This is a genomic window from Brevibacillus jepli (genome assembly GCF_047229145.1).
Taxonomy (GTDB): domain Bacteria; phylum Bacillota; class Bacilli; order Brevibacillales; family Brevibacillaceae; genus Brevibacillus.
The window spans coordinates 64,384-88,119 of record NZ_JBFEFW010000019.1 but is presented as its reverse complement, the minus strand read 5'-3'; the positions used below and the strand labels follow the sequence as shown (position 1 = coordinate 88,119).

Genomic DNA, 23,736 nt, shown 5'->3' with positions numbered 1-23,736 from the left:
ATGCTATTGCCGTGTATGAGGGCTTTTTGTGTTACCCAATGAAAGGAGCGAGCATGAGGTTTGCTAGATACAGATAGGTATGATGCGTATTTTTTTGATTTGGATGGAACGATTTTTCTCGGGGATGAGCTGCTTCCGGGAGTGGAAAAGACACTTGCCGCACTGCGGGAGAAGCAGAAGAAGATCATGTTTTTGACCAATACGACGGTACAGACAAGAACAGCTTGCCAGACTCGCCTCCAGAAGCTCGGATTGGCTGCACGGAGGGAAGAAATCATGACGGCTGCCTATGCGGCGGGCTTGTATCTCCAAGAGCATACGGAGCAGGCCCGTGTCCTGATCGTTGGTGAGCCTGCCATGGAGGAAGAGATTGCGAGCTTTCATATAAAGCAGGTAAATGATGCCCACGAAGCTACGCATGTATTGGTCGGAATGGACCGGGCCTTTACGTATGAAAAATTGCAGCAGGCTGCCGACGCTGTGAGGAATGGAGCCCGACTGATCGTAGCGAATCCCGATCCGGTATGTCCGGTTCCAGGGGGAGCCATTCCTGATACATGGGCGTTGGCGAGAGCGATAGAAACGGCTGGTGGCTCTTCTGTCTGGGTGATGACTGGCAAGCCCTCCAGGTACTACGCCGATCAGGTTTTCCAACAGCTCAAGGTGCTTCCAGAGCGATGCGTCATGGTTGGCGACCGTTTGGAGACAGACATTTTACTCGGGATAAACAGCGGCATGAAAACGGCGCTCGTCATGACGGGTGTGACGACCAGTCGCGAGCTTGCGAACACGGAAATGAAGCCAGATTACATCCTTCCGACGATGGAAGCCATGGACCAGGTCGGGTAGGGAAGACGAGGAGGCAAGGGAGATGGAGTTGGGGAAGAGCAGCAAAAAGTGGTTGTGGTCACTGATGGCGGCCAGTCTGGTAACGAGCAGTATGCCTGTGATGGTGATGGCGCAAAGCACGGCGAGCAAAGCCTTGCTCATTACAGAAGTAGTCAATGATCCACTTTTTGATGAAAGCACAGGTGAGTTTATCGAAATCACCAATATCTCCAACGATCCGATTGACTTGAGTGGCTACATGATCGGCGACGAGGAAAAGCGTGGTGGGAACGAAGGGATGCATGCGTTTCCGGAAGGCACCATGATCGAGCCTTACCAGACGATTGTCATTTCCCGCTATGCCGACGGAATCGTGGAACGCCATGGAGTCACGCCTGATTTTGAATTGTTCGATTCCATGGAGGACGTCCCTGAGCTATTGCCGACAGATTGGGCGACTGGCAGCATTTATTTGGCCAATGGCGGTGACCATGTCATTCTGATGGATCGCGATAACAATGTTGTCGATTCGATGGCTTACATGGATGCGAAGGTTCCAGGAGTGACCTCTCATCCGGGAGTGGCTGGCGGGCACTCGATGGAACGCCTGACGGAAAAGGATACGAATGATGCTTCCGCCGATTTTGTCGATCAGCCGAAGCCGACCCCCGGCGAGCTGTTGTTCGGGCCAAATGCACAAAAGGACAAGATTCCGGTCTCGGATTTGAAAGACGACGTACTTATCGTTCCTGAGCCAAAGACAGGGATCGTACTTCCGCCGACAGTCATTGCCATGTACGACAAGAAGACGGATATCGATGCGATTCTGGATGCTGAAGCGTCATCCATTTTTATCACGGTAAAAAAATCCGGAAAAAACGGAGTCGTCACCCAGGACGGCACACCTCTGGATGAGGTGCTGAATCAGATCAAGGACAAGGCGATCCCGGTGATTCATATGGAAGACAAGAAATTGGTGGCGGAGGTCGATCGCCTGCTCCAGAAAGAGAACCTCACTGATGTGCACATTGTGTCCTCCCGCCCGGAAATCGTCCAAGCGATGCGGGAGAAAAACAATGAATACCGTGGTGCCCTCGTGTATATCGACGGCAAGCTGAACGAAAAGAAGCAAAAGGAACTCGTACGCCAAGCCAGAAGCAGTCGTTCCAATGTAGTCGTTCTCTCGCATACTGCGATGACAGAGGATGTCATTCGCTACTTCCGCAATCGCGGGTTGTCCGTGTGGGGAATCGATCGGGCGAACAAGAGCCAAGCGAGTGAAATGATCGAGCTGGGTGTGGCGGGGGTTGTCTCGCACGCTCCCAAAGAGGTGCATGAGCTGCTCGCAGCGTACCCGGACAAAAGCATCACGCAACCCCCGATGGTCATGGCGCATCGAGGCATCCCATCCTTGAAGCCGGAAAACACGATGTACGCCTTTGAAGAAGCCATGGAGCTGGGCGTAGAAATCATCGAGACAGACATCCACAAAACAAAGGATGGCAAACTGGTCCTCATCCACGATTTTGATCTGGAGCGTACGACCAACGGTACAGGCAAAGTAAAAGATTTCACGCTCGAAGAACTGCGCGAATTGAACGCAAACAAGCTCGACCCGAAAAATCCTTCCTGGTACCAGCCTGACATTACCGATGCCGTCATCCCTACCTTGGATGAATTGCTGGAAGCGGCTAAGGGAAAAGCGGTGCTCATTCTGGAAGCGAAGGGCATTGGCTACGAAAAAGAAATAGCGAAGGCCATCAAGGATCATGACATGGTGGAGGATGTAATTGTCAGCAGCTTTAGCTCCGAGGTGTTGGAGCGTTTCGCCAAGATCAATCCGGAATTGGGACTGGGCTTTACCTTGAGCGGGACCAAGCCGAAAGAACAGCTCGAACAGTACGCCGAAAAGCTGGTCACAGACGCGGTTCAATTGAACGCCCAATACTATATCAACCACGAGATTGTCACACCAGAGCTGATCCAGTTCGCCAAGCATCGGGGAATTATTTTGACCGTTTATACCGTCAACGAGGAAGCCGATATGAAGCGCGTTACGGAGGCAGGAGTCGGTGGAATTATTACGGACTATGCGCAAAAACTTTACAAAACCCAAATATTACCTTAGCAAGCAATTGTTATAGTCGAGTGATACGTAAAAACAGCGAGAGGTTCAGGGGGGAAAGTCGTGGCTGAAGTGGAATTGCGGCGCATTTCCAAAATGTATGGGAGCCAGAATGTCGTCAATGAGGTGAGTGCTCGTATTCTGCCAGGGGAGTTTTTCGTACTGGTAGGGCCTTCTGGTTGTGGGAAATCAACCACACTGCGCATGATTGCCGGGCTGGAGGAGATCAGCACGGGAGAGCTGCTGATTGGCGGCAAGCCGATGAATCAAGTCCCGCCGAGCGGGCGAAACATCTCCATGGTCTTTCAAAATTACGCACTTTATCCGCATTTGACGGTAAAAGATAATATTTTGTTTGGATTGCAGGTTCGAAAAGTGGACAAAGCGGAGCAGGGCAAGCGGTTGGAGCGTGTAGCAGAGATGCTGGGGATCGCACATCTTTTGCAGCGTAAACCGAAGGAATTATCCGGGGGACAACGACAGCGTGTAGCACTCGGGAGGGCCATCGTCAGTCAGCATCCCATCTGCTTGATGGACGAGCCGTTGTCCAATCTGGATGCCAAGCTGCGCGGGCACATGCGCACAGAAATTCGTCGCTTGCAGCAAGAGCTGGGTATCACGATGATTTACGTCACGCACGATCAGGTGGAAGCGATGACGATGGGAGACCGCATGATGGTCCTGCGCGACGGCGAGGTCCAGCAAATTGGCAGACCGCTCGACGTCTACAACCATCCAGCGAATTTATTCGTGGCAGAGTTTACGGGGGCACCCCCAATGAATACGGTACCTGCTATCTGGCGGGCAGAGGGCGATCAATCAGGGATAGAGCTGGCAGGTCAGCATTTTTTGTCGCTCCCTATGTTTCAAGGCATCAAGGACAAGACCCCGGTCGTTCTCGGTCTGCGTCCTGAATCGCTACAGCCTGTTCAGGAAGGGCAATCTGTCGATGATCCCTACACGCTTCCTGTCACCGTGAAGGGAGTAGAGATTCTCGGCTCCGAGACAATTGTTGAATTCACAATGGGCGACAAGCTGTGGAAGGCCAAGTGGAACGGTCAATGGCCATGCAAACCTGGTGAAACCATGCATGTTCGTTTTGATGCTGCTCAGGTGAACGTGTTTGATGGAGAAACCGGAAAAAATCTAGCGGTTACGACTAATTGAGAAAAGAAAAGGGAGAGGAACTGCGATGCGTAAAGTTGTCAAAAGCTTGTTTGCGGTCGTTATGAGTATGAGTCTGATCACGGGTTGCTCCAGTGGGAATTCTTCGTCCACGAACAACGCGGCGCAAGGAGCCAATTCATCAGGCAAAACAGAGCTGTCCTTCTATTATCCGGTTGCGGTTGGCGGTCCCTTGACCAAGATCGTGGATGGAATGGCAGAGGAATTTAACAAACAAAATCCAGATATCACAGTCAAGCCTGTCTACACAGGCAGCTATCAGGATACAACGACAAAAGTACAAGCAGCTGTACAGGGCAAGACTCCTCCAGACGTAGCGGTCATGCTCTCGACTGAGCTACATACGATGATGGACATGGATGCGATCCTTCCTTTGGATGACTTCATTGCCAAGGATGGCGGCAGCGAATACGTAAATGATTTCTTCCCGGGCTTTATGGCGAATTCCCAAGTGGATGGAAAGACATACAGCATCCCGTTCCAACGCAGTACGATCGTACTTTATTACAACAAGGATGCGTTCAAGGAAGTCGGTCTTGATCCGGAAAAACCGCCGACGTCTTGGGATGAGCTGGTACAGTACGCTACCAAGCTGAAAAAGGACGGGCGCTATGGCATCGAGATTCCTTCCTCGAGCTTCACGTATTGGATGTTCCAAGCGCTGGCCCTGCAAAACGGCAAGAACCTGATGTCCGAAGATGGTAAAAAAGTGTTTTTTGATACGCCAGAAAATGTAGAAGCCCTGCAATTTTGGGTAGATTTGTCCAAAAAGCATCAAGTCATGCCTGAAGGCGTCAACGAGTGGGCGACTGTACCTTCCGATTTCTTGGAAGGCAAAACGGCGATGATGTTCCATACGACAGGGAATCTGACGAACGTGAAGAACAGCGCGAAGTTTGATTTTGGCGTAGCGTTTTTGCCAGCGAAAAAGAACTACGGCAGTCCGACAGGCGGCGGCAACTTCTACATGTTCAAGGGAACGGATGAAAAGAAACAGGAAGCGGCTTGGAAGTTCATCCGCTTTATGACCGAGCCTAATCGCGCTGCTCAGTGGAGCGTCGATACGGGTTATGTTGCCACTCGTAAATCGGCATACGAAGAAGAGGTCATGAAGCAATACGTGAAGGATTTCCCGGCTGCGGCAGTGGCTCGCGACCAGCTGGAATACGGTCATGCGGAGATGTCTACACACAATAACGGCAAAGTGACCAAGCTCTTGAACGACACCCTTCAATCCGTGATTACTGGTCAATCCGAGCCGGCAGAAGCACTGAAAAAAGCGCAGGAAGAAGCCGACAAGATGCTGGCGCCGTTCAACAAATAAATCAAGCAAGGTTATGGGGGAGCGACAATGGGGGAACTACGCGCAAAATGGAAAGTGAACATGTACGCCTGGCTCTTGCTCCTTCCCTCCCTCATCTTCCTGCTGCTGTTTACCTTCTATCCGGTGATACAAACGTTCATACTCAGTTTTCATCAAGCGGATCTGGGTTCACCAGAGCCGTTTTTTAACGGGATAGATAATTATAAACAAATGGTGGAAGATGAAGTGTTTTGGAAGGTGCTGACCAATAATATCTGGTTTGCCATCGGAACGGTGCCGACGAGTGTGGCTCTTGCACTTGGTATGGCTCTGTTCGCCAACAAGGCATTACGAGGAAAGGGCTTTATCCGCACGGCTTATTTTTACCCGACAGTTGTTCCGATGATTGCAGTGGCGAACATCTGGCTGTTTATTTACACACCGGAGTACGGAGCGCTTAGTCATGTAATGGAGTGGTTCGGAAAAGGCGACATGAACTGGCTCGGCGATCAGAGATATGTGATGTGGGCGATGATCTTCATGGTCATTTGGAAGGAAGCGGGCTATTTCATGATCTTTTATTTGGCGGGGCTGCAAAACATTTCACAGGAGCTATACGAATCCGCCTCCATGGAAGGGGCATCGTCGTGGACGGTGTTTCGCCGCATCACTTTTCCGCTGCTCATGCCTACCACGATGTTTGTCAGTATTATCGCCTTCACGAACTCCTTCAAGCTGGTAGACCATTTGGTGATCATGACCAAAGGCGGACCGGATAATGCCAGCAATCTCTTGCTGTACTACATATACGAGACCGCGTTTTCTTTCTGGGATCAAGGAATGGCTTCCGCATTGACGATTGTCATGGTCGTGCTGCTGCTGGTAGTCGCTGCTTTTCAGTTTTTTGGTATGGATAAAAAGATTCATTACAACTAAGGGGGGAATGGCAGATGCTACGCAAAATCACAACGGCTGGGATGTACGGCTTGGCCGTGCTCTGGTTGTTTCCTCTGCTTTGGGCGGTCTGGACATCTTTTCGCCCGAGAGAACTGGCTACTTCTTGGGCGTTTAGCACAGATTTTACACTCGATAACTTTGCGAAGGTGTGGGACGCAGCGCCCTTTGACCAGTACTATATCAACACCTTTTTGATCGTGACCGGTATTTTGGTGGCGCAAATCATCACGGCTACGCTGGCAGCCTACGCCTTTGCGAAGCTGCAATTTTGGGGCAAGGATGTGCTGTTTGTCCTGTTCCTGGTCCAGCTCATGGTACCGGCAGATATCTTGATTTTCCCCAACTATAACGTCTTGCGTGACTTATCCTTGCTGGATACCAAAATCGGCATTATGCTGCCGTACTTCGCTTCAGCCTTCGGGGTCTTTCTGTTGCGCCAAACCTTCAAGACAATCCCGCATGAGCTGGAGGAGGCGGCACGGATGGAAGGCTGCTCCTGGTTCCAGATTTTGTGGCGGGTGTACGTTCCGTTAGCGAAGCCGACCTACATCGCTTTTGGTTTGGTCTCGGTCAGCTACCATTGGAACAACTTCATGTGGCCGCTGATTATTACGAATTCCGTGGAAAATCGCCCGTTGACGGTCGGTCTGGCGATTTTTGCCCAATCGTTTGAGACGGGGGCGCAGTGGGCCGAGGTAAGTGCAGCGACGGTGATGGTGATTTTTCCGTTGTTGCTGGCATTTTTGTTGTTCCAGCGGCAGTTTATCAACAGCTTCATCCACTCCGGCGTGAAATAAGAGGGAGGGCCATGAATGATGAGAGACAAGAGCTCGTTTGCCGTATCCACCTATGCGTTATTCGATCTAGCCCTGCGTGATGCCATTACCGAGCTTTTTCATAGTGATTGGAAGGGTATTGAGATTATGTGTGAAGAGAATCATGCCGACCTCTTGGACTGGTCCTGGGAGCAGCTGAAAGAGTTGAAGCAGCAAGGATGCGAGCGAGGGATTACCTGGTCGATTCATGCGCCGATCAGCGGTTGTAACCTTGCGGCGGACGCCGGGTCAAGCCGGGATCAAACGATGGACACGATGAAGCGCTGCCTAGAGATCGCCAGCTTTCTAGACTGCACCCACGTCGTGATGCATGCGGGGGAAGTAGAAGATCGACTCGCTGAATCAGAGCGTGCCCGGGGTGTGGAAAATGTGAGTCAGGCACTCCAAATGTTGACCTCCGAGCTTTCAGCGGAGGGCAGGACCATCCTTACCGTAGAGAATGTTCCGCCTTATCCCAAGGTGCTGGGGTGGAACGTCGAGGATCTCGTGCGTATATGCCATGATGTCAATTCCGCTCAGGTGAGGATCGTCTACGATGTGGGTCATGCTCATTTGATTCGCGCTGGTTACGCATTCGATGCATTGCAGGAGGTGCTTCCTTATTTGTCTGCTCTTCACCTGAGTGACAATTACGGCAAGCTGGACGATCATTTGGCGATAGGGGATGGGACGATCCCGTTTGCTCCGATCCTGTCCCTTCTGGCAGACAACGGATTCGCGGGTCATTGGGTCGTGGAGACTAAGCAGCTTGGCTGCGCTGAGGCAAGTGTGGAGCGGCTGCTGAGAGCAGGAGGGCAGTAACATGGACATGCAAATGATTTTGAAGACGAGTCGGATTATCGCGGCGACTGAACAGGATCGATTGGGAGAGGCGATGGCATCCCGAGCCTGCGCGATTCTTTTGATGTACGGGAAGCTGACCCGACTGATGGAAGAAGCCGAAACAATCCGTCAGTCGAGCAAGCCGATTTTTTTGCACACAGACCTCATGAATGGCCTGTCCAATGACAAGGAGGCATTTCGTTTCTTGTCCACCTACATCCAGCCAACGGGCATTGTCACGACAAAAGGACCGATGATTCGCGCAGCCAAAAAGGAAGGAATGCTGACGATCCAGCGCGTCTTTTTGATCGATTCGACCTCCTTGACGACGACTATCAAAAACGTCCTGGAAAACCAGCCGGATGCGATTGAAATCATGCCGGGTATTGCTCCGTCCATCATTTCTTATATCAAAGAGCATCTGCCGCAGCCGATTATTTTGGGCGGGTTGATCTGGAATAAGCAACAAGTCCAGGAAGCGTTAGAGGGCGGCGCGGATGCTGTTTCCTTGAGTAAGTCCGAGATGTGGAATCATATGGTTTTTTAGGGGAAAGGGCGGGTGTGCAAGCACCTGTCTTTTCTTTTTTGGCATGACTTTGTCTTTTTCTTTTCTCTAACATTTGATTGTATCAACTGTTGCCATTCTACGATGTAACCATCTAATTCCTGACTTAGCTTAACAACAGAATAGTCGTTAAATCCTTTTTCCTTGGCTAAAGTATGCAGCTGCGCTCTTAATTCCTCTATTTTTTGCTTGATAGACTGGCACCTGAAATTCGACGAGTCTTTTTTTGTCATGTAATTTACCTACCAAGATTGTTATATTTTAGATATTGGTAGGTCTAGTCTATCTTTTGTTAAGTCTTTAACAGAAATTTATTTTTTTCCTGTTCGTTTGTTTCTTCAACAAAATATAGAACAAAAAAATAGAACGCCTTTTAAGCGTTCTATTGAGTAAGGTAAAGTTGTTCATTAATGGCCTGGATCATAGCTATATTTTTTAATTCCATTGTCGTTTTGTGAGTTTTTACCAATGCTCATATTACTTAATTGAATGTTTACAGCTAAAATCAAGGACAGTGATAGTGTAAAAATTACTGATTTTTTCATCCCATGTACCTCTCTTCCTTAGTCTAATAGTTCTCAACATCTATACTATTAAATACCTGCTTTAATCTATTTATTACAGAGGAATAATTTGGGTAAACTGAACAATTCGATAAAAATTCCTTCATGCACTTAGTAATTTCTTCATACGCATTAATCTTTCCATATACAAGTAAACTTCTTGTAAAGCTATCAATCCCATCATCGATGAAGCCTACTTTCAATTGAAATGCACCTTTATACTGAAAGTACCTTCCAATTGACAGGTGTTTATAAGGTGTTGTTGGATTAGCTGGCAATATTTCTTCTTCCCTATTTATCAGTTCCGCAATAGCCTCCGTATCACCTTTCATTAAGTATATCTCTATAAGCTCATTTACCACGTGGATACGAGAATGTGCGCTAATTTCCTCCAGACATTTATTCAACATAGGAATAGCATTATCATAATCTTTTTGCTTTGACTTAACGATAGCACTTTCCAGCATGGCAGCTTCCCAAACAAATTCATAGCTATAATTCTTAAACAATTCTAGGTTCTTTTCTACCTTGTCGTATTCATTTAAATTTGACAGTGATATTATCAATGCTAAATGTGCCCTAGCTTTTAACTCTGTTTCAGAGGTGTCTATTGCAAGCCCTGCTTCACACAATTCTATACATTGCTTGTATTTTTTTGTATTATGTGCATGAAGCGCCATTCGGTAATAAAAAGTTAGCTTTTCGTCATGATTCAGGAAAAGCGTGTAGTGAAGAATTTCCTCTCCTACTTTAAACGATTCTTCCAAAGTCTTTAAATCCATTCGTTCAATTAGATATTGCTGCAATAAACCTTTTGCCAAGTATCGCTGGACTCCTCGTTGTCTGGAGTATGTAACGATAGTCTTGTAAAGTGACAGTTTAATCGTGGTGTCTGCGATGGTAGAAGATAGATCATTTAGCCGCTTCAACGCTGTTTCAGTATCTTGGCGAGGAGATTCAAGGAATTTTTCAGCGATTTTCGTGACTAATTGCAGATTGGACAATTCAGCTGCTTCTAGCAGCATTTCTTGCAGGATATCAGGTCGCTTTTCGAATTCTACGTAGTGTTCAATCAGCTCGGCTTTCTCGATGCCCAAGACGTCAGCAATCTTTTTTATTGTCATGAATTCCGGGAGTTTTATCTCCCCTCGTTCAATCATTGAAATGGCTGTTTTACTAAGTCCAGCATTCCTGGCTAACTCTGATTGCGTCAATCCTGCCTGCTCTCTGTGCTTATTTATCAGTTCTCCCAAAGTTGTATACGATATTCCTTCTGTGACCTCCATTCCGAATCACCCGCTACTTTCTAGTAACATATAAAAATTTCCATTTATACAATTTTATAACTAAAATTTATTTTTGTGAACAATTTTTTATAAATTCTGATGCTATTTATAAAACTATCCATCTTCCTACCAATTCAAATAAGCGACTAGCAAGCAGTGATGTGCGTACAAAACAAAATGGCGAGATCTATATACGGGTACTACTCGGCTCGAAAGAAAAAGCCCCGTAAGGTATAACCCAAACGGAGTAAATCGGTTATTAATCGTAACTTCAATCTTTTTCCTATTTAATCCACTGCCGTATAGTCCCCTGACTCTAATTGAATAGTAATGGATTTTGTCAGACTAATGTAATCCTTCCTATTAACCAATGCCACTCCTTTAACATAATATGATTTAGAATTATCGGTTTTATCATGTAGAACTTTATCCTGAAGATTGCCATTCGGCTTTCCTTCGATAGCAACTATATTTGCAACCTTGATAAAGAAAGCTGTTTTAACCTCAATAGAAAACATATTTCTTCACTTCCTAAATCTCCGATTATGTTGGTGATGATTAACTATAGAGGTTTATTCGTTACTGGACAGTCTCCACACGATTTTAATCTCCCCAATACTAAGGAAATCTATATTTATCACGATTAGCTAAGTGTGCAGCCGCCTGTGAACGCTCGCCAAAGTGTTGACCACTTTGCTCAACATAAAGTTACCCACTTGGCAGAGTGAGCACACATCATCATTTTCACACCTATTAGCTGATGTTTTTCCCTACTCCGAGGATCGTCAAGGACTTGCGTAGCATGGGGTTTACCCTTTAACCTTGAAGATTCTCGGAGCAGGAAATAAAATGCTATTTTGTGTGAAAGAGGCATCATAGGTGGTCAACTCGAAGATGAGCGTTTGCCCAATATTTGAGGGGGATTTTAGAGATCTCAACACTAACTAGCACCAATTTGTAGTAGCAGAAAAATTGGCACTGGATTATGTGAATAAAGATAAGAATGAAACGCCTCTCCATGTAAAGCCGTTGATGGAACCATCCACCTGTAAAAAACCCATTTACACAATAAAATTACATTCCCTAATTAAAGGAAAACAGCCACCGTCAATTTCTGAGCATTGTACGGTCGCTCTAACAGTCAACCCTTTAAGAGTATTCAAGCTTGGCTTATTTTATAGATATAAATAAGGTTTTTCTTCAATAAGTTTACTCAATAGGATACGTTTCTCAGGATCAATACTCTTAACTATTTCCTCAAATCTTTTTAATGATTGTTCAGTTTCTAGCCAACTTAATGCGGCTAAAGCAAAAAGGGCATTATTGTATGAGCCTATAACCTTAGGTTCTTCGTCCAACTTTTTAGCTAGGCAAACTAATTTTTCAATAGTAATATCATCATGGAACTTCAACCGTACAATTTGAAATATAGCATTTGCCTTAATTAAAATATTTGAACTATCGAGATATTGAATTAAGTCCTCTTTAGCAATGTCGTTCTTTTTTATGCTGTTAATTGCGTGTTGTACGTCATTCATAGTTTACCTCCCCAGAATTTCTTTTCTTCTAGCTCTCATTTCTTTCAAGATAAATCTTCCCGCATCATAATCACGAATTTCCCTAGCTACTTTTATCTCCTCCATATATCCTCTGTATTCAAGACGCCAAAATAAATCACTATCTGCAATCACCCTCAACCCAGGATGACCTAAATCAAAATCGTCTAGCATATGTCTGTATTCATGTCGAACTGCACCGATCGAAGCATCGGGGTCAAGAATCAATCGTCCTGGGCTTCCGAATGTAGGTTCGTAGGCAAGTGCATTTTTACGAAAATCAACTTGGACTCCCGATTCCTTTGCATGTCTTAATATATTCTTATATTCGTCAGCATGTGTATCTGCCGCTGAACCAAGATTTTTTCGAAGTGCATCACCGTAAGTATTTAGTCTCCATTCACTTGACCTCTTCTTTCCTTTTCTTGCCGCATCAACTAAATCATTAATGTTTTTACTTCTTCCCAGCGTGAGTGCATTCAAGGCAATTCCACCGATTGCAATTCCATCCGTAAGATTGATTTTATCATCCCGCAACGTATCCAAGTCTTCTTGCATTGGCTCGATATAGCCTTCCCTCACAAACATGCCAATACCCTTTGGCAAATCCTCTGCCGCCTTCTGCAAACCTTTTGGCAAATCATTTGCAGCTTTCTCCAAAGCCCCAGGCAGCTCACTTGCCGCTTTTTGCATAGCAGCAGGAACGTCTCCGAGCTTCGAGATTCCTTTGACGAAGTGATCCCACATGCTTGGCTTTTCCTGTGGCTTCTCACAAGCTGGTCCTTGTCCAAAATTGGCATTGGACGAACCGCTATTTGCTGGCGACTGATTTCCTATCGTCACCCCACCCAAATCCTGCCCGTCATCTTCAATCTTGATCAGCCCGCAATAAAAGCACATATTTGTGGATTTGTTCAGCAATGCCGGATGACCATCGACCATTTTGTCCGCTTTCCCATCTATCCATGGCATTGTCGTTAGAGGTGTGCACGGCATCGGCGTGAGTATACCGTTATTGGCTGCTGTGGCAGAGGAGACCGCGGGATTTTTCAAGCTGCTGCATTTTCCAAATGGCATGATATTGATGTTGGGAACGAAGTCCATGATGTTCATTTGGGGCTTCCCTTTTACAAAAACACCATGACTGAACGGCATTTTTAGCCGACTTAACTTACTTCCGCTGCTGCATGATAAAATGGCACCAACAACCACATAGCTCTTGCGTTCCACATTCGACTTCTGGACGGTGATACCTTCAATATTGGGCATACAGTCTCCTCTTCTCTGTAAAGGTTCCATATAGACGGAAGATGCTCTTGTTGATCGTGTTGTCGAATATCCAATCTATATATAAAAAGGAAATGATAACCATGCATTGAGGTATCGGGTGTGGAACGGTCATTGACAATAGATATAAAGTCGCAAATATACCTGTATCAATGTAGGTGTTTAGAGTTAATCAACAAAAAAAGTACCAGTTCTTTACCTGAGCGGCATACTCATCATGCCTAGCAGTCATCCCTCCATGTTTCTTACAGAAATGTGTCCAAGTGCCTACAGGGATTGGTAATAGTGTTCCGGTAAATTTATAATGAGGGTACATATTTTTCGAGGACCATGAACCGCCGTTCAGCGGGAAAGAGGGTAATATGGAACCAATTCAACTGATGGAAGCGGCAGAGCAATTTATCCGGACATGCTACAGTGAGCTGGACAAGACACCTGACGAAACAGAGCGACGGCTACAAGAAGTCCGGCAGATGATCGAACAGCAAGGATTCTATGAGCATACAGCCGATGAGCTTCGTCATGGCGCAAAAATCGCCTGGCGCAATAGCAATCGATGTATTGGCCGATTCTTTTGGGAATCGTTGATTGTGTTAGATGAACGGCAGGCAGAGACAGAAGAAGAGATGGCACAGGCTATGCTTCGTCACATCGAGTTTGCGACCAATGGGGGTAAAATTCGCCCGACCATTACTGTTTTTGCACCTGCTGTAGCGGGAAGAGCTCCCATGCGAATCTGGAACGACCAATTGATTCGTTACGCCGGGTATGAAACGGAGTACGGCGTGTTGGGTGATCCGGTCTCGCTTTCGTTGACGAAGCTATGCGAGAGCTTGGGCTGGCAAGGGAAAGGCACGAACTACGACGTTTTGCCGCTTGTCGTGCAGATTGGCGATCGGACGCCGAAGTTTTTTGAGATTCCGCAGGAGCTGGTCTTGGAGGTGCCGATCGTACATCCAGAATTGCCGGAGTTTGCCGATTTGGCATTGCAATGGTACGGGGTTCCGATTGTTTCGAACATGCGCATGGAGATCGGTGGCATCGAATACTTGGCGGCGCCTTTTAACGGCTGGTACATGGGAACCGAAATCGGTGCGCGTAATTTCGCAGATCAAGAGCGTTATAACATGCTGCCAAAGGTCGCAGAGGTCATGGGGTTAGACACTAGCAGGGAAGCGACTCTCTGGAGAGATAAAGCATTAATTGAGCTGAATGTGGCGGTGTTGCATTCCTTCAAAGAAAAAGGAGTGTCGATTGTCGATCATCACACAGCGAGCCAGCAATTTAAACGGTTTGAAGAAAGAGAAGAAAAATGTGGTCGCGAGGTTACTGGCGACTGGACGTGGCTGGTTCCGCCGATCTCCGGAACAGCTACACACATTTTCCACAGTCTGTACGACAACACAATCCATACGCCGAATTTCTTTTACCAGGACAAGCCGGAGCTCGGCAAAAAATAAGGCTTTCTAACGTCGCGAACATACTTCGCGACATTTTTTTTTGCACGTGATGTCACATACAGGGCGACATGGTACGTTATACCAGTTGAAAGGAGGGAGAGAGTGGAAACGAAACAAGTCGAAGAGCTCCTGAAGGAGATTGTTCAGGGAGCGGATGACCGCTACACTGACATCATGAAAAGCTATCAGACCCCTATATTTCACTACTGCTATCACATCTTGGGGAATAGATACGAAGCGGAGGACGCGACACAGGAGGTCTTCATCAAGGCTTATCGCAACCTGCAAAAATACAGCCCATCCATGCCGTTCGCAGCCTGGCTTTATAAAATAGCCTACCATCATTGCATCGATCTCATCAGGAAAAGGAAATGGACAAGAATGCTGCCGTTCTTGGTGCCTACCAAAGAACCTCAATCGGATATCGAGCAGCATATTGAAAATGTTTATTTCAGTGAGGATGTATTTCTTGCTATGCAGACACTATCTGTGGAGGAAAGAACGCTCCTTTTGCTGCGCAGCGTGGAAGAAAAGACGTACGAGGAAATTTCCTTAATTATGAACAAGAACGCAGCGAGCTTGCGCAAAAAATTCGAGCGTACAGCAGCGAAGTTCCGATCCGCTTATTCTCCGCCAGGGAAGGGAGGGTCAGCACACGATGAGTCCAAACAAATCGCACGAGAGTATTAAGGACCTGTTCAATGACCCGCGTATCCCGCAGGAGATTGACATTAGTCGGCAAGTCATGGAAAAAATCAAACGAGACAAGGAGAGATTTTTTGTGAAATACAAGGTCAGTATTTTGGTCGCGATCGGTTTAATTGCAAGCATTTCATCGGGGTATGCTGCTGTTCAGTACTATCAATTGAAGGATGAAAAAGGCGAAGTTATTTATCAGCAGAAAGATATCTCCCAAACACCGGGAAAACCAAAAGTTGTCAAGGAGTTAGATCCTGAGACACAGAAATATCACGATAAACGTTCGGAAATTAACAGTAACATGGAGCCTGGAACTGCCGCCGCCGTTTATATCGCCGTCCACAATCCGAAAAAAGTGGTTGCAACGCTCTTTAAACCATTTGAATTTGCTAATGTAGCCGATCTACGCAAGAAAGTGGGGGATCAGATATTGGTGCCGGAGACATTGCCAGGGGGTTATTCCTTTGAAGATGCCAACCTCACATTTGACATCAAGAGAGAGTATGATAAGGAAGCTTTGTACAAAAAGGCAGAGCAAGAGAAGAAAGAATATGTTATTCAGCCATTGGAATGGACAAATGAGCTGGACACGCTATATGCGACATATAAGTCTGGGAAAAGCTATATAAATTTGAATATCTCCAATTATGAAGATGTAGAAGACAGCACAACCTATGTAATCAATCAGGATGATCAGAAGAAAGAGGTAATCAAAGTAGGGCAAATCGAAGTGCTGTATACAGAAGAAGCCAGAAAAGACCGGGTTGACAAGAACATCGTCTGGGTGATGGAATACGCTGGCAAGAAGATGCAGTATGAAGTAGTCGCGACTGGGGATGAATTGACCAAAGGAAACATTAGCGAGTTTGTAAATGCCATGATGCCGAAAAAATAATCCTACCAATGTCGCGAGCATGCTTCGCGGCATTTTTTTGACGGATAGTAATGGGCAGAGCAGGCTCTTTATGCTAAAATTCACGAGAATGATTATCAATGTCAAAAGTGATTGAAAGAGAGGTCTTTTGAGAATGAGAAAATCAGGCTTACATAAGATCATAATGGCAGCCCTTATTATGGTCATGATCACTATGCTATCAGCTTGCGGACAGGTACCAGCCAATCAGACTGCTCAACCTGCGCAAGAAGGGGCAGCTGATAAGAGTGAATTTATCACTTACCAGGCATTTAATGGCGAAGTGAAAATTCCTAAGGACCCAAAACGAGCCGTAATAATTGCGGACAGCTATGTCGGACATTTTCTGACACTGGGAATCAAGCCAATTGGAATCACGGACCATGCTATGGGAAACCCGTATTTTAAAGGGAAGCTGGATGGTATCGAGAGCGTGGGCGACGGAACATCGCTAGAAAAAGTACTGGCGATGAACCCTGATTTACTTATTGTGTTTGAAGGGGATAAGAATATCGAACAGTTCACCAAAATAGCTCCAACCGTCGTGATCCCATTCGGAAAGAAGCCAATCCGCGAAGAACTGCGCGAGTTTGGCAAAATGACAGGAAAAGAAGACAAGGCAAATGAGTGGATTGCCGAATGGGACAAGAAAATTGCTGAGGCAAAACCCAAGGTGCAAGCAGCGGTAGGAGATCAAACCGTTTCGATTTTGCAGCCGTACGCCAAGGGGATTTATGCGTTTGGGCACAACTTCGGAAGAGGCGGAGATATCCTATACGGCGAATTCCAGTTGAAGGCTCCGAATGCCGTAAAAAAAGAAGCCATTGATAGCAATACCGGATATGCGGAAGTTTCGCTTGAAACATTGCCAGACTTTGCGGGAGACTACATTTTTACCAGTGCATGGACAGAAGATGTTGATCCGGAGACTGTTTACGGGACAAGTGTTTGGAAGGGCCTGCCTGCAGTAAAAAATAACAAGGTTTTTCAGATTGATCAGAAGGGTGCCTTTTTTAATGACCCAATCTCCTTAGAAGCGCAACTCACGTTTATTGTAGAAAAATTAACGTAGAAGAAAAAACCCCCGAAACACATGTGATCTGTGACCCGTGAAGTGGACACTTTTAAAAAGTGACACCGGTGCGGGTCATTTATGTTCTAGATGCCATGTTGCAAAGTAACCAAAATTGTGACATTCGGAAACAAAAAAAGAGGAGTCGAGCGTTAGGCCCGACCCCTCGAATCTCCTAGTTTTGCGTAGCCGCGTGCTACTGCACAGAGATTCCTTTGAACGAGTTACTCTATTTTTGAGACAAATAGTTTAATTTGTACTCAGGGATGTTTGTAACATCGATGAAATAATCATGTTTTTGTAAAAGAGCGTGAATCAAATTGAGTAACTTCCCTCTTTCTTCTGGGAAGTTAGGCACGATTTCGAACTCTGCTCTCCAGTGACAATCTGGCTTATTCTCTAAAAAGCCAGAAGGAACCTCTAACACTTCTTCTGATGTTTCATCTAGCTCTTCTCTAGAGAGAATAACAGCCTTTATAAAGTTTGCTCTGCCGAAATCATCTTCTTTTTCTATCCCTTTTAATTCAGGAAAGTCATCTAACGTGCTAGCACGTCGATAATCAATAAGGATCATGCAGTAACGCGGCTTAGCTAAGTACTTATCTCTTAAAAAATATGCTTCTACTGTTTCTAAATTGAAAATCCGCTCTAAGTAAAAGTTTTTCATTTAATCGACCTTTTTAGGGTTATTTGATCTTCTTATTGTAACAAATTACTTCCTTTTTTTCTTAGGCTTTTTTGGTTCGTTAAGTTTATCCTTCTCTTCTTGCAGGTCTGCTCCTTTTTTGTACAGCCTAGTTGCTCTTATCTTTTTGGCTGTTTTAGAACTCATGCAATCATCAAAAGTTTGACCGTGACTTGCAGTGCCATCCACATTCTCTACCGCAATCTCAACATCTTTATTGTATACATGGACGTGGTATTTACCATTACCTACAGGTGGGTCTAGTCGAATTCTAAATCCCTTACTGATATGGTCTATATTTTCCCAGTTACTACTAGCAGAAGCATCGTTGTTGAAATTAGGAATGGATGTACCTCCACTGAAAACAAGAGAAAACATTAGTAAAAATAGGATGATTTTCTTTTTCATTGATCTATCTCCCTTTATTTTTAAGATTAGACAACAATACTAAAATTTTCCTTTAAATTCAATAGAATTAAATGTAATTTAAATTTAAATAAATTTCTGGTTATTTAATCTTTGGTGCAAAGAAAATGGCTCTTTCCAACTTTTGGACATAGTTCTCTTAGTCGATATGTCCATTTCTCCTCATATGCAGGCGGATTGCCTCTTACTTCGATTCTTCTGAATAGGACTTGAACTTTTTCCCTTTCATTGCCATAAAAATACACCCCTTAGTTTGCATCGGTTAAACCAGGGGGTTTTTCCAATGTCTATTCTAAGGGGTGCACTCTAACTAGTATTCGGGGGTTATTTCTATTTATCTAGCGGTTGTAATAACTGCTAAGCGCTGGGAGCAGACCCAGCGGATTTTTCCGCAAGTCCTTGGCGCTGAAGAAAATGCTGCCTTGAACTTCGGGAACCATCGCGTTGTAATTCAACTGGTTGATGATCTCCTGGGCACTCTGCCAGCCAGCTTCAGCTGTTCCCAGCTTGTAAGGCGAATGACCGATGTAGAGCTTGACGTTTGTCCCTTGTACTTCGTTTGCCCACCAAGTGACGAGCTTGTCGTATTGAGCAGGGGCGAAGGAAAAGCTCCAGTAAATTTGCGGGGTCACATAATCGATCCACCCTTGTTGAATCCATGTGCGCACATCGGCATACATGTGGTCATAGGCAGTGACGCCAGCTTTTGTATCGGAGCCAGTCGGATCAACGTTGCTATTGCGCCATACACCGAATGGACTGATCCCGAACTGAACGTGAGGCTTGACGCTCTTGATGGATTGATTCAATTGCTGAACAAACTGATTGATATTATCGCGACGCCAGTCTGCTTTGGACACGATTTTTTTGCTGTTGTAAGCCTTGAATGCTGCATCGTCCGCGAAGTTGACATTGGAAGGATAGAAATAGTCATCCAGATGGACACCATCGATGTCGTAGCGCTGCACGACTTCCATCACTTCATTGATAATTTGCTGACGAGCCTGTGGGATACCTGGATTGATGTACAGCTTTTTGTTTGCGTTCACAATCCAGTCAGCATGCTGCTTGATCACGTGATTCGCTGGCAACTGGTCTGTTTTGGCGTCCGTAGTCGCACGGAACGGGTTGAACCAAGCATGGAATTGCATCCCGCGTCTATGCGTTTCTTCTACCATAAAGGCAAGCGGGTCGTAGCCCGGATCTTTCCCTGGCGTACCCGTCAAAAATCTGGACCATGGAACGAGTGTAGAAGGATACAGAGCATCTCCAGATGGACGCACTTGCACGAAAATAGCGTTCATTCCCATGGCTTGCAGTTCATCGAGTAGCTGTATGTATTCTTGTTGCTGCTTCGCTTGGTTTCCGTATGAACCGGAAGATGGCCAGTCCAAGTTGTAGACTGTCGATACCCAAACCCCGCGCAATTCTCCATTTGTCACGACAGGTGTGCCTGGCTCCATTCCGCCAGTTTCACTCAATACATCCTGAGGTGGTGGAGTCATCGTAGCCACGTTGCCGCTTTGCAAGCGAATCGTTTTTGTTTTGTCTTCCCAGTTTACCGCAAGGCCTAGCTGCTCGGACACAAAACGAAGCGGAACCATGACTCTTCCTTGCTTGTTCTGAACGGAAGCATCGAGTGGGACGCGGTTGTCGTTCACTTGTGCGTTCTTCTGATTAACCGTCATGGACAACAAGGTATCTTGTTTACGAATCGTCGCTGTTTGGGACTTCGGCTCCCAATTCACTTCGGCTCCCAGGTTTTCGCCGATCACACGCATAGGGACCATGGTAACGTTAGCTTTTGGGATTATGTACGGAGCGACGTCACTTTTGATTGGTTGCCCGTCCAAATAGATGCTGATACCAGAGGTTGTCTGTGCGGCCTGCACGGATATCCCCATCGTTGGAATACATAGTACGAACATTAGCAAAAGCATAAACCACTTGCGTACCTTCATTTTTGCCAATCCTCCGACAAGTATAGATTTGCTGTAAAACTTCAGCATATTATGCGTGTTCAAAAAGACGACTTTTTGAACTTCCTTAAAACGTTAGACGCTCTATTATATCGCTTTGTTACGGTCAAGTGGGAAGATAATTGTAACGATTCGCTCCATTTCGGCAAAAAATGACGAGACTCATCTCAGGAAGGGAACCACCCAAGCTTCTCGGGAATAGGCAGAAGCATAAGTTGTTTTCCCCGCTGGTCAGGGGACGAAGCTGAGGGAGAGGAATGCAAGAATGAGTTCTTTTCTTGTGCAAAAGGTACCGATTGTTTTTGTTCCGGGGCTGTTCGGGTCGATGAGTGATCAAATTATACCGGGTACAGGTGATTGGGGCTTCGGGTTTGCCCGAACTGCTTATGAGCCGTTTATCCGTTTGCTTGGAAAAATGGGGTACCCGCTACATGAACAATTGTTTGTGGCCTTTTATGATTGGCGCAGGCCAATTGATATTTCGGCTGAGCGCTTTTTGCTGCCTGTCATTGAGCGCGCGAAACAAACGACGGGCTCACCTTATGTCAACCTTATATGCCATAGCATGGGTGGCCTTGTGGCGAGAGCGTATGTCCAGGGCGAGTTTTATCAAAACGATGTCGATCAACTGCTCATTTTTGCGACTCCCAATGCAGGATCGCCTGTTGCCTACAGCTATTGGGCGGGAGGGAAGCTGCCGCGTTCTGTTTCTGCCAAAAGAAATGTAGTGGAGCTATACATGAATGTGTATCTGGCATACTTGGAGCAAAGCATCCCTTTTAATCGTATACAAGCTATTCACCGACACTTTCCCAGCCTCCTAGATCTAACCCCGTCTGCTGCTTATGGCGATTATTTGCTGGAGAAGAAACAGGGAGTAGAAGCCTTTGTGCCCTACAACAAGATGGTCGTGAAAAATCGTTACATGGACTACTTGAACAGCACGATGGGGGTGATCGCAGCACGAAAGATTCGCGTTACACTGGTGGCTGGGATTGGGCATGAAACAATCCAATACCTGCGAACGGTTCCCTCGCTGTCTCCCGATAAATGGGTGGATGGTAGAGTAGTAGGTTCGATCAATAGCGACGCTGGCGATGGGAATGTCATGGCCAACAGTGTATTTGCCCTGGAAGGTACACGTTATTACGTCGAAGCGACTCATCTGGATATTTTATATAAAAGTGAACCGTTATTAAGGCAGCTGCTGGAGTAGTGAAAAAAGAGGACCTAGCTAGGCTTACCTAGTCGGTCCTCTAAAAGAACTACGCTTTTTTGTTTTTGCGGTACATGATCGAAATACCAATCATGATCGAAATGATGCCTGCAACGAGCGGGATAGGATTAGTCTGCTCTCCTGTCTGCGGCAATACTTTACCCGTAGACGGAGATTCGTTGCCGGTTTGGTCTAACACGTTGGAGTTGTTGGTAGCTCCCGAATCGTTCGGTTTGCTCGTATCCGGCGGATCAGCAGGATTTCCCTTACCTGGTTCCCCGCCACTGTCAACGACAACCTCACCTTGCGTTTGGGCATACGAGGTTGTCGTGAAACCGAAAAAGTTTTTGGTGATGAACAAAAGTGCCACCATAACGATCCAAGATTTCCTTTGCATATGCTCCTCCTGTAGTGAATAAAAAGCTGTCCATTCCGTCTTTTCGGTAGGAAGTGTTAGACGCTATGAGTGCTTCCGCGATGACCTGCCAAACCAACATTGTTCACGCCGAATTCCTTGGCTGGTTCGATCAGGTTTTACAAATCCTGCTAGTAGAGAACAACAGATTCACCCACTGTTCCAATTGTGAAAATATGCCTAGAGGTATCTTACTCTTTCGACCTAAACAATTTCTGAACACGAAAAAAGCCAAGTGGCTAAATGCCCTTCTTGGCTCTTTGAGTCAGTCTGCTTAGTGTCCGATTATTGGTTCAAGTCTTATCTTATCAAGCTGAAAATACTGATGAAGAAGAGAGGGAATTTCCTTCTCTTTTTCCATATTTCGACGTAAAATGATAGAGTACATATAGCATGGCTCGTCAAAGGTAGTTGTTGGCTCATTCCCTTGAGAAAGGGGGTGGGATTATGGAAGTGTACCAAGCAATCAATCTCATGCTCATGTTTGGCATGTTCTTGCTTGCGTTACTTACTTTCATCAACAAAAAGAAATGACTACCTTTGACCGTTGAGGAGGTTAGGTAGTCATTCTTTGACTCTTACAATTCTGAGCCAATAGCCCTAGCGGGTTGGCTATTTGTACAGGGGCAGGGATGCGGTAACATCCTTGTCCCTTTTTATTATACGATGCTGTTACGTCCAATATAACATATTTTCATTTATACGTTCAATCAATAGAGAGCAAGAGATCACCTTCTATCTCTGCAGGAATATGGGTTCTGTTCAGCTATCAAGGATTCGCTTTCGCCCGTAACAAATTCAACCCCATCCCGATAAAAACAATCCCCGTCAGCTTGTTGAGAATGACAGAGAACCTCGGATTATTACGCAGCTTTTTGGTAGCAAATGAAGCAAACAAAGCAAGAAGACTACACCAAATGCCGCCAGTTACGGTAAAAGTAAGGCCAAGAATCATGAACGGAAGCGGACCAGCATCTGTCGCGCTAACAAATTGCGGGAGGAATGCGATGAAAAACAGGGCGACCTTTGGGTTCGTGACACTCGTCAGGATGGCCTGCAGATAAACCTTTTCACCCTTCACCTTCATGGAATCAGCCGTGTCGAACGCCGGGGACTCCTTCGTCATAATCATGCGGATGCCCAAATAGACGAGGTAGGCGACCCCCAATATTTTGACGATGTTAAAAAGCACGATGGATTGAGCCAAAATGAGTGACAAGCCGAAAGCAGCCAAGAGTGTGTGAATGAGAGAGCCTGTCAAAATACCGAGAACCGAAAGAATACCAGCCTGTTTTCCTTGCGAGATGCTGCGTGTAATGATGTACATCGTGTCTGAGCCGGGTATCAGGTTCAACATGATCGCGGTCATTAGAAATGCTTCATAATGAACGACTCCAAACATCTCTTCTCACTCCTTTTCTATCTATAAAAAACAAATTATAGAATAGTCTGACACGAGGCGCAATGCGAAAAAAATGAGAAAAAGCTCCAGACGCGGATCGAAGAGGATTCATTCGTGTTGTCATGATCGCGAGGGGAGCTGATTGTATTCAGTTGA

At 45.9% G+C, this 23,736-nt stretch carries 23 protein-coding genes and 1 pseudogene; 14 read left to right on the top strand and 10 right to left on the bottom strand.

The window, feature by feature from the left end; translation table 11 throughout:
* The first annotated feature begins 60 nt into the window (after positions 1-60).
* From AB1L17_RS20225 to AB1L17_RS20190, 8 genes are read left to right on the top strand one after another with little or no spacing between them, the layout of a single operon-like run.
* Positions 61-849 carry an HAD-IIA family hydrolase gene (locus AB1L17_RS20225; protein ID WP_412846904.1) on the top strand — a complete coding sequence of 263 codons (789 nt, stop codon included), beginning with the start codon at positions 61-63 and terminating at the stop codon, positions 847-849.
* A gap of 22 nt (positions 850-871) precedes the next feature.
* The gene (locus AB1L17_RS20220; protein ID WP_412846902.1) at positions 872-2,956 is read left to right on the top strand and encodes a glycerophosphodiester phosphodiesterase family protein; all 2,085 of its coding nucleotides are present in this window, start codon (positions 872-874) and stop codon (positions 2,954-2,956) included.
* A gap of 60 nt (positions 2,957-3,016) precedes the next feature.
* On the top strand, positions 3,017-4,120 hold the full coding sequence (locus AB1L17_RS20215; protein WP_412846901.1) for an ABC transporter ATP-binding protein: 1,104 nt from the start codon (positions 3,017-3,019) through the stop codon (positions 4,118-4,120).
* Positions 4,121-4,145: 25 nt separating this feature from the next.
* Positions 4,146-5,462: an ABC transporter substrate-binding protein gene (locus AB1L17_RS20210; protein WP_412846900.1), complete on the top strand. Its 1,317-nt coding sequence runs from the start codon at positions 4,146-4,148 to the stop codon at positions 5,460-5,462.
* Positions 5,463-5,489: 27 nt separating this feature from the next.
* Entirely contained in the window at positions 5,490-6,377 is an 888-nt protein-coding gene (locus tag AB1L17_RS20205; RefSeq protein WP_412846899.1) for a carbohydrate ABC transporter permease, read from the top strand.
* 14 nt (positions 6,378-6,391) lie between these two features.
* A complete protein-coding gene (locus tag AB1L17_RS20200; RefSeq protein WP_412846898.1) occupies positions 6,392-7,195 on the top strand; it encodes a carbohydrate ABC transporter permease in 804 nt (267 codons plus the stop codon).
* A gap of 18 nt (positions 7,196-7,213) precedes the next feature.
* Positions 7,214-8,035: a sugar phosphate isomerase/epimerase family protein gene (locus AB1L17_RS20195; RefSeq protein WP_412846942.1), complete on the top strand. Its 822-nt coding sequence runs from the start codon at positions 7,214-7,216 to the stop codon at positions 8,033-8,035.
* 1 nt (position 8,036) lies between these two features.
* A complete protein-coding gene (locus AB1L17_RS20190) occupies positions 8,037-8,603 on the top strand; it encodes a glycerol-3-phosphate responsive antiterminator (protein ID WP_412846897.1) in 567 nt (188 codons plus the stop codon).
* Here AB1L17_RS20190 and AB1L17_RS20185 read toward each other — a convergent pair.
* The 5 genes and pseudogenes from AB1L17_RS20185 to AB1L17_RS20165 form a co-directional block, all read right to left on the bottom strand.
* The gene (locus AB1L17_RS20185) at positions 8,600-8,854 is read right to left on the bottom strand and encodes a Spo0E family sporulation regulatory protein-aspartic acid phosphatase (protein ID WP_412846896.1); all 255 of its coding nucleotides are present in this window, start codon (positions 8,852-8,854) and stop codon (positions 8,600-8,602) included. The two genes, AB1L17_RS20190 and AB1L17_RS20185, sit on opposite strands and share 4 nt — an antisense overlap.
* Positions 8,855-9,189: 335 nt before the next feature.
* On the bottom strand, positions 9,190-10,470 hold the full coding sequence (locus tag AB1L17_RS20180) for a type II toxin-antitoxin system RelB family anti-toxin (protein ID WP_412846895.1): 1,281 nt from the start codon (positions 10,468-10,470) through the stop codon (positions 9,190-9,192).
* Positions 10,471-10,757: 287 nt separating this feature from the next.
* Positions 10,758-10,988 (bottom strand): hypothetical protein, encoded by a 231-nt coding sequence (locus tag AB1L17_RS20175; RefSeq protein WP_412846894.1) that lies wholly within the window; start codon positions 10,986-10,988, stop codon positions 10,758-10,760.
* A gap of 657 nt (positions 10,989-11,645) precedes the next feature.
* Positions 11,646-12,008, bottom strand: coding sequence for a hypothetical protein (locus tag AB1L17_RS20170; RefSeq protein WP_412846893.1), 363 nt, complete (start codon positions 12,006-12,008; stop codon positions 11,646-11,648).
* A gap of 867 nt (positions 12,009-12,875) precedes the next feature.
* Positions 12,876-13,295 (bottom strand): annotated as a pseudogene (locus AB1L17_RS20165) (DUF4280 domain-containing protein); the annotation flags it as partial.
* 380 nt (positions 13,296-13,675) lie between these two features.
* On the opposite strand from AB1L17_RS20165, the gene AB1L17_RS20160 reads away from it, so the two are divergent.
* The 4 genes from AB1L17_RS20160 to AB1L17_RS20145 all read left to right on the top strand — a co-directional run bounded on the left by AB1L17_RS20160 (position 13,676) and on the right by AB1L17_RS20145 (position 17,457).
* Positions 13,676-14,773 carry a nitric oxide synthase oxygenase gene (locus AB1L17_RS20160; RefSeq protein WP_412846891.1) on the top strand — a complete coding sequence of 366 codons (1,098 nt, stop codon included), beginning with the start codon at positions 13,676-13,678 and terminating at the stop codon, positions 14,771-14,773.
* A 102-nt stretch (positions 14,774-14,875) separates the two neighbouring features.
* Entirely contained in the window at positions 14,876-15,463 is a 588-nt protein-coding gene (locus tag AB1L17_RS20155) for an RNA polymerase sigma factor (RefSeq protein WP_412846890.1), read from the top strand.
* Entirely contained in the window at positions 15,432-16,367 is a 936-nt protein-coding gene (locus tag AB1L17_RS20150) for a hypothetical protein (protein WP_412846888.1), read from the top strand. The genes AB1L17_RS20155 and AB1L17_RS20150 overlap by 32 nt, the downstream gene beginning before the upstream one ends.
* Positions 16,368-16,500: 133 nt before the next feature.
* Entirely contained in the window at positions 16,501-17,457 is a 957-nt protein-coding gene (locus tag AB1L17_RS20145; protein ID WP_412846887.1) for an iron-hydroxamate ABC transporter substrate-binding protein, read from the top strand.
* 229 nt (positions 17,458-17,686) lie between these two features.
* Here the strand turns inward: AB1L17_RS20145 and AB1L17_RS20140 are convergent, their stop codons facing one another.
* The 3 genes from AB1L17_RS20140 to AB1L17_RS20130 all read right to left on the bottom strand — a co-directional run bounded on the left by AB1L17_RS20140 (position 17,687) and on the right by AB1L17_RS20130 (position 20,529).
* Positions 17,687-18,124 carry a hypothetical protein gene (locus tag AB1L17_RS20140; protein WP_412846885.1) on the bottom strand — a complete coding sequence of 146 codons (438 nt, stop codon included), beginning with the start codon at positions 18,122-18,124 and terminating at the stop codon, positions 17,687-17,689.
* Between the two features lie 45 nt (positions 18,125-18,169).
* Positions 18,170-18,550 carry a hypothetical protein gene (locus tag AB1L17_RS20135; RefSeq protein WP_412846884.1) on the bottom strand — a complete coding sequence of 127 codons (381 nt, stop codon included), beginning with the start codon at positions 18,548-18,550 and terminating at the stop codon, positions 18,170-18,172.
* A gap of 356 nt (positions 18,551-18,906) precedes the next feature.
* Entirely contained in the window at positions 18,907-20,529 is a 1,623-nt protein-coding gene (locus AB1L17_RS20130) for a family 10 glycosylhydrolase (protein WP_412846882.1), read from the bottom strand.
* 283 nt (positions 20,530-20,812) lie between these two features.
* Between AB1L17_RS20130 and AB1L17_RS20125 the strand changes: the two genes are divergently transcribed.
* Positions 20,813-21,763, top strand: a complete 951-nt coding sequence (locus AB1L17_RS20125; RefSeq protein ID WP_412846881.1) for a PGAP1-like alpha/beta domain-containing protein — start codon at positions 20,813-20,815, stop codon at positions 21,761-21,763.
* A gap of 49 nt (positions 21,764-21,812) precedes the next feature.
* Here AB1L17_RS20125 and AB1L17_RS20120 read toward each other — a convergent pair whose 3' ends face one another.
* Positions 21,813-22,160 carry an EF2685/EF0750 family sortase-dependent surface protein gene (locus AB1L17_RS20120; protein ID WP_412846880.1) on the bottom strand — a complete coding sequence of 116 codons (348 nt, stop codon included), beginning with the start codon at positions 22,158-22,160 and terminating at the stop codon, positions 21,813-21,815.
* 465 nt (positions 22,161-22,625) lie between these two features.
* Here AB1L17_RS20120 and AB1L17_RS20115 point away from each other — a divergent pair, with 465 nt between their 5' ends.
* On the top strand, positions 22,626-22,712 hold the full coding sequence (locus tag AB1L17_RS20115) for a putative holin-like toxin (protein ID WP_082517202.1): 87 nt from the start codon (positions 22,626-22,628) through the stop codon (positions 22,710-22,712).
* A 235-nt stretch (positions 22,713-22,947) separates the two neighbouring features.
* Here AB1L17_RS20115 and AB1L17_RS20110 read toward each other — a convergent pair whose 3' ends face one another.
* Positions 22,948-23,580 (bottom strand): LysE family translocator, encoded by a 633-nt coding sequence (locus AB1L17_RS20110; RefSeq protein WP_412846879.1) that lies wholly within the window; start codon positions 23,578-23,580, stop codon positions 22,948-22,950.
* Between the last annotated feature and the right edge of the window lie 156 nt (positions 23,581-23,736).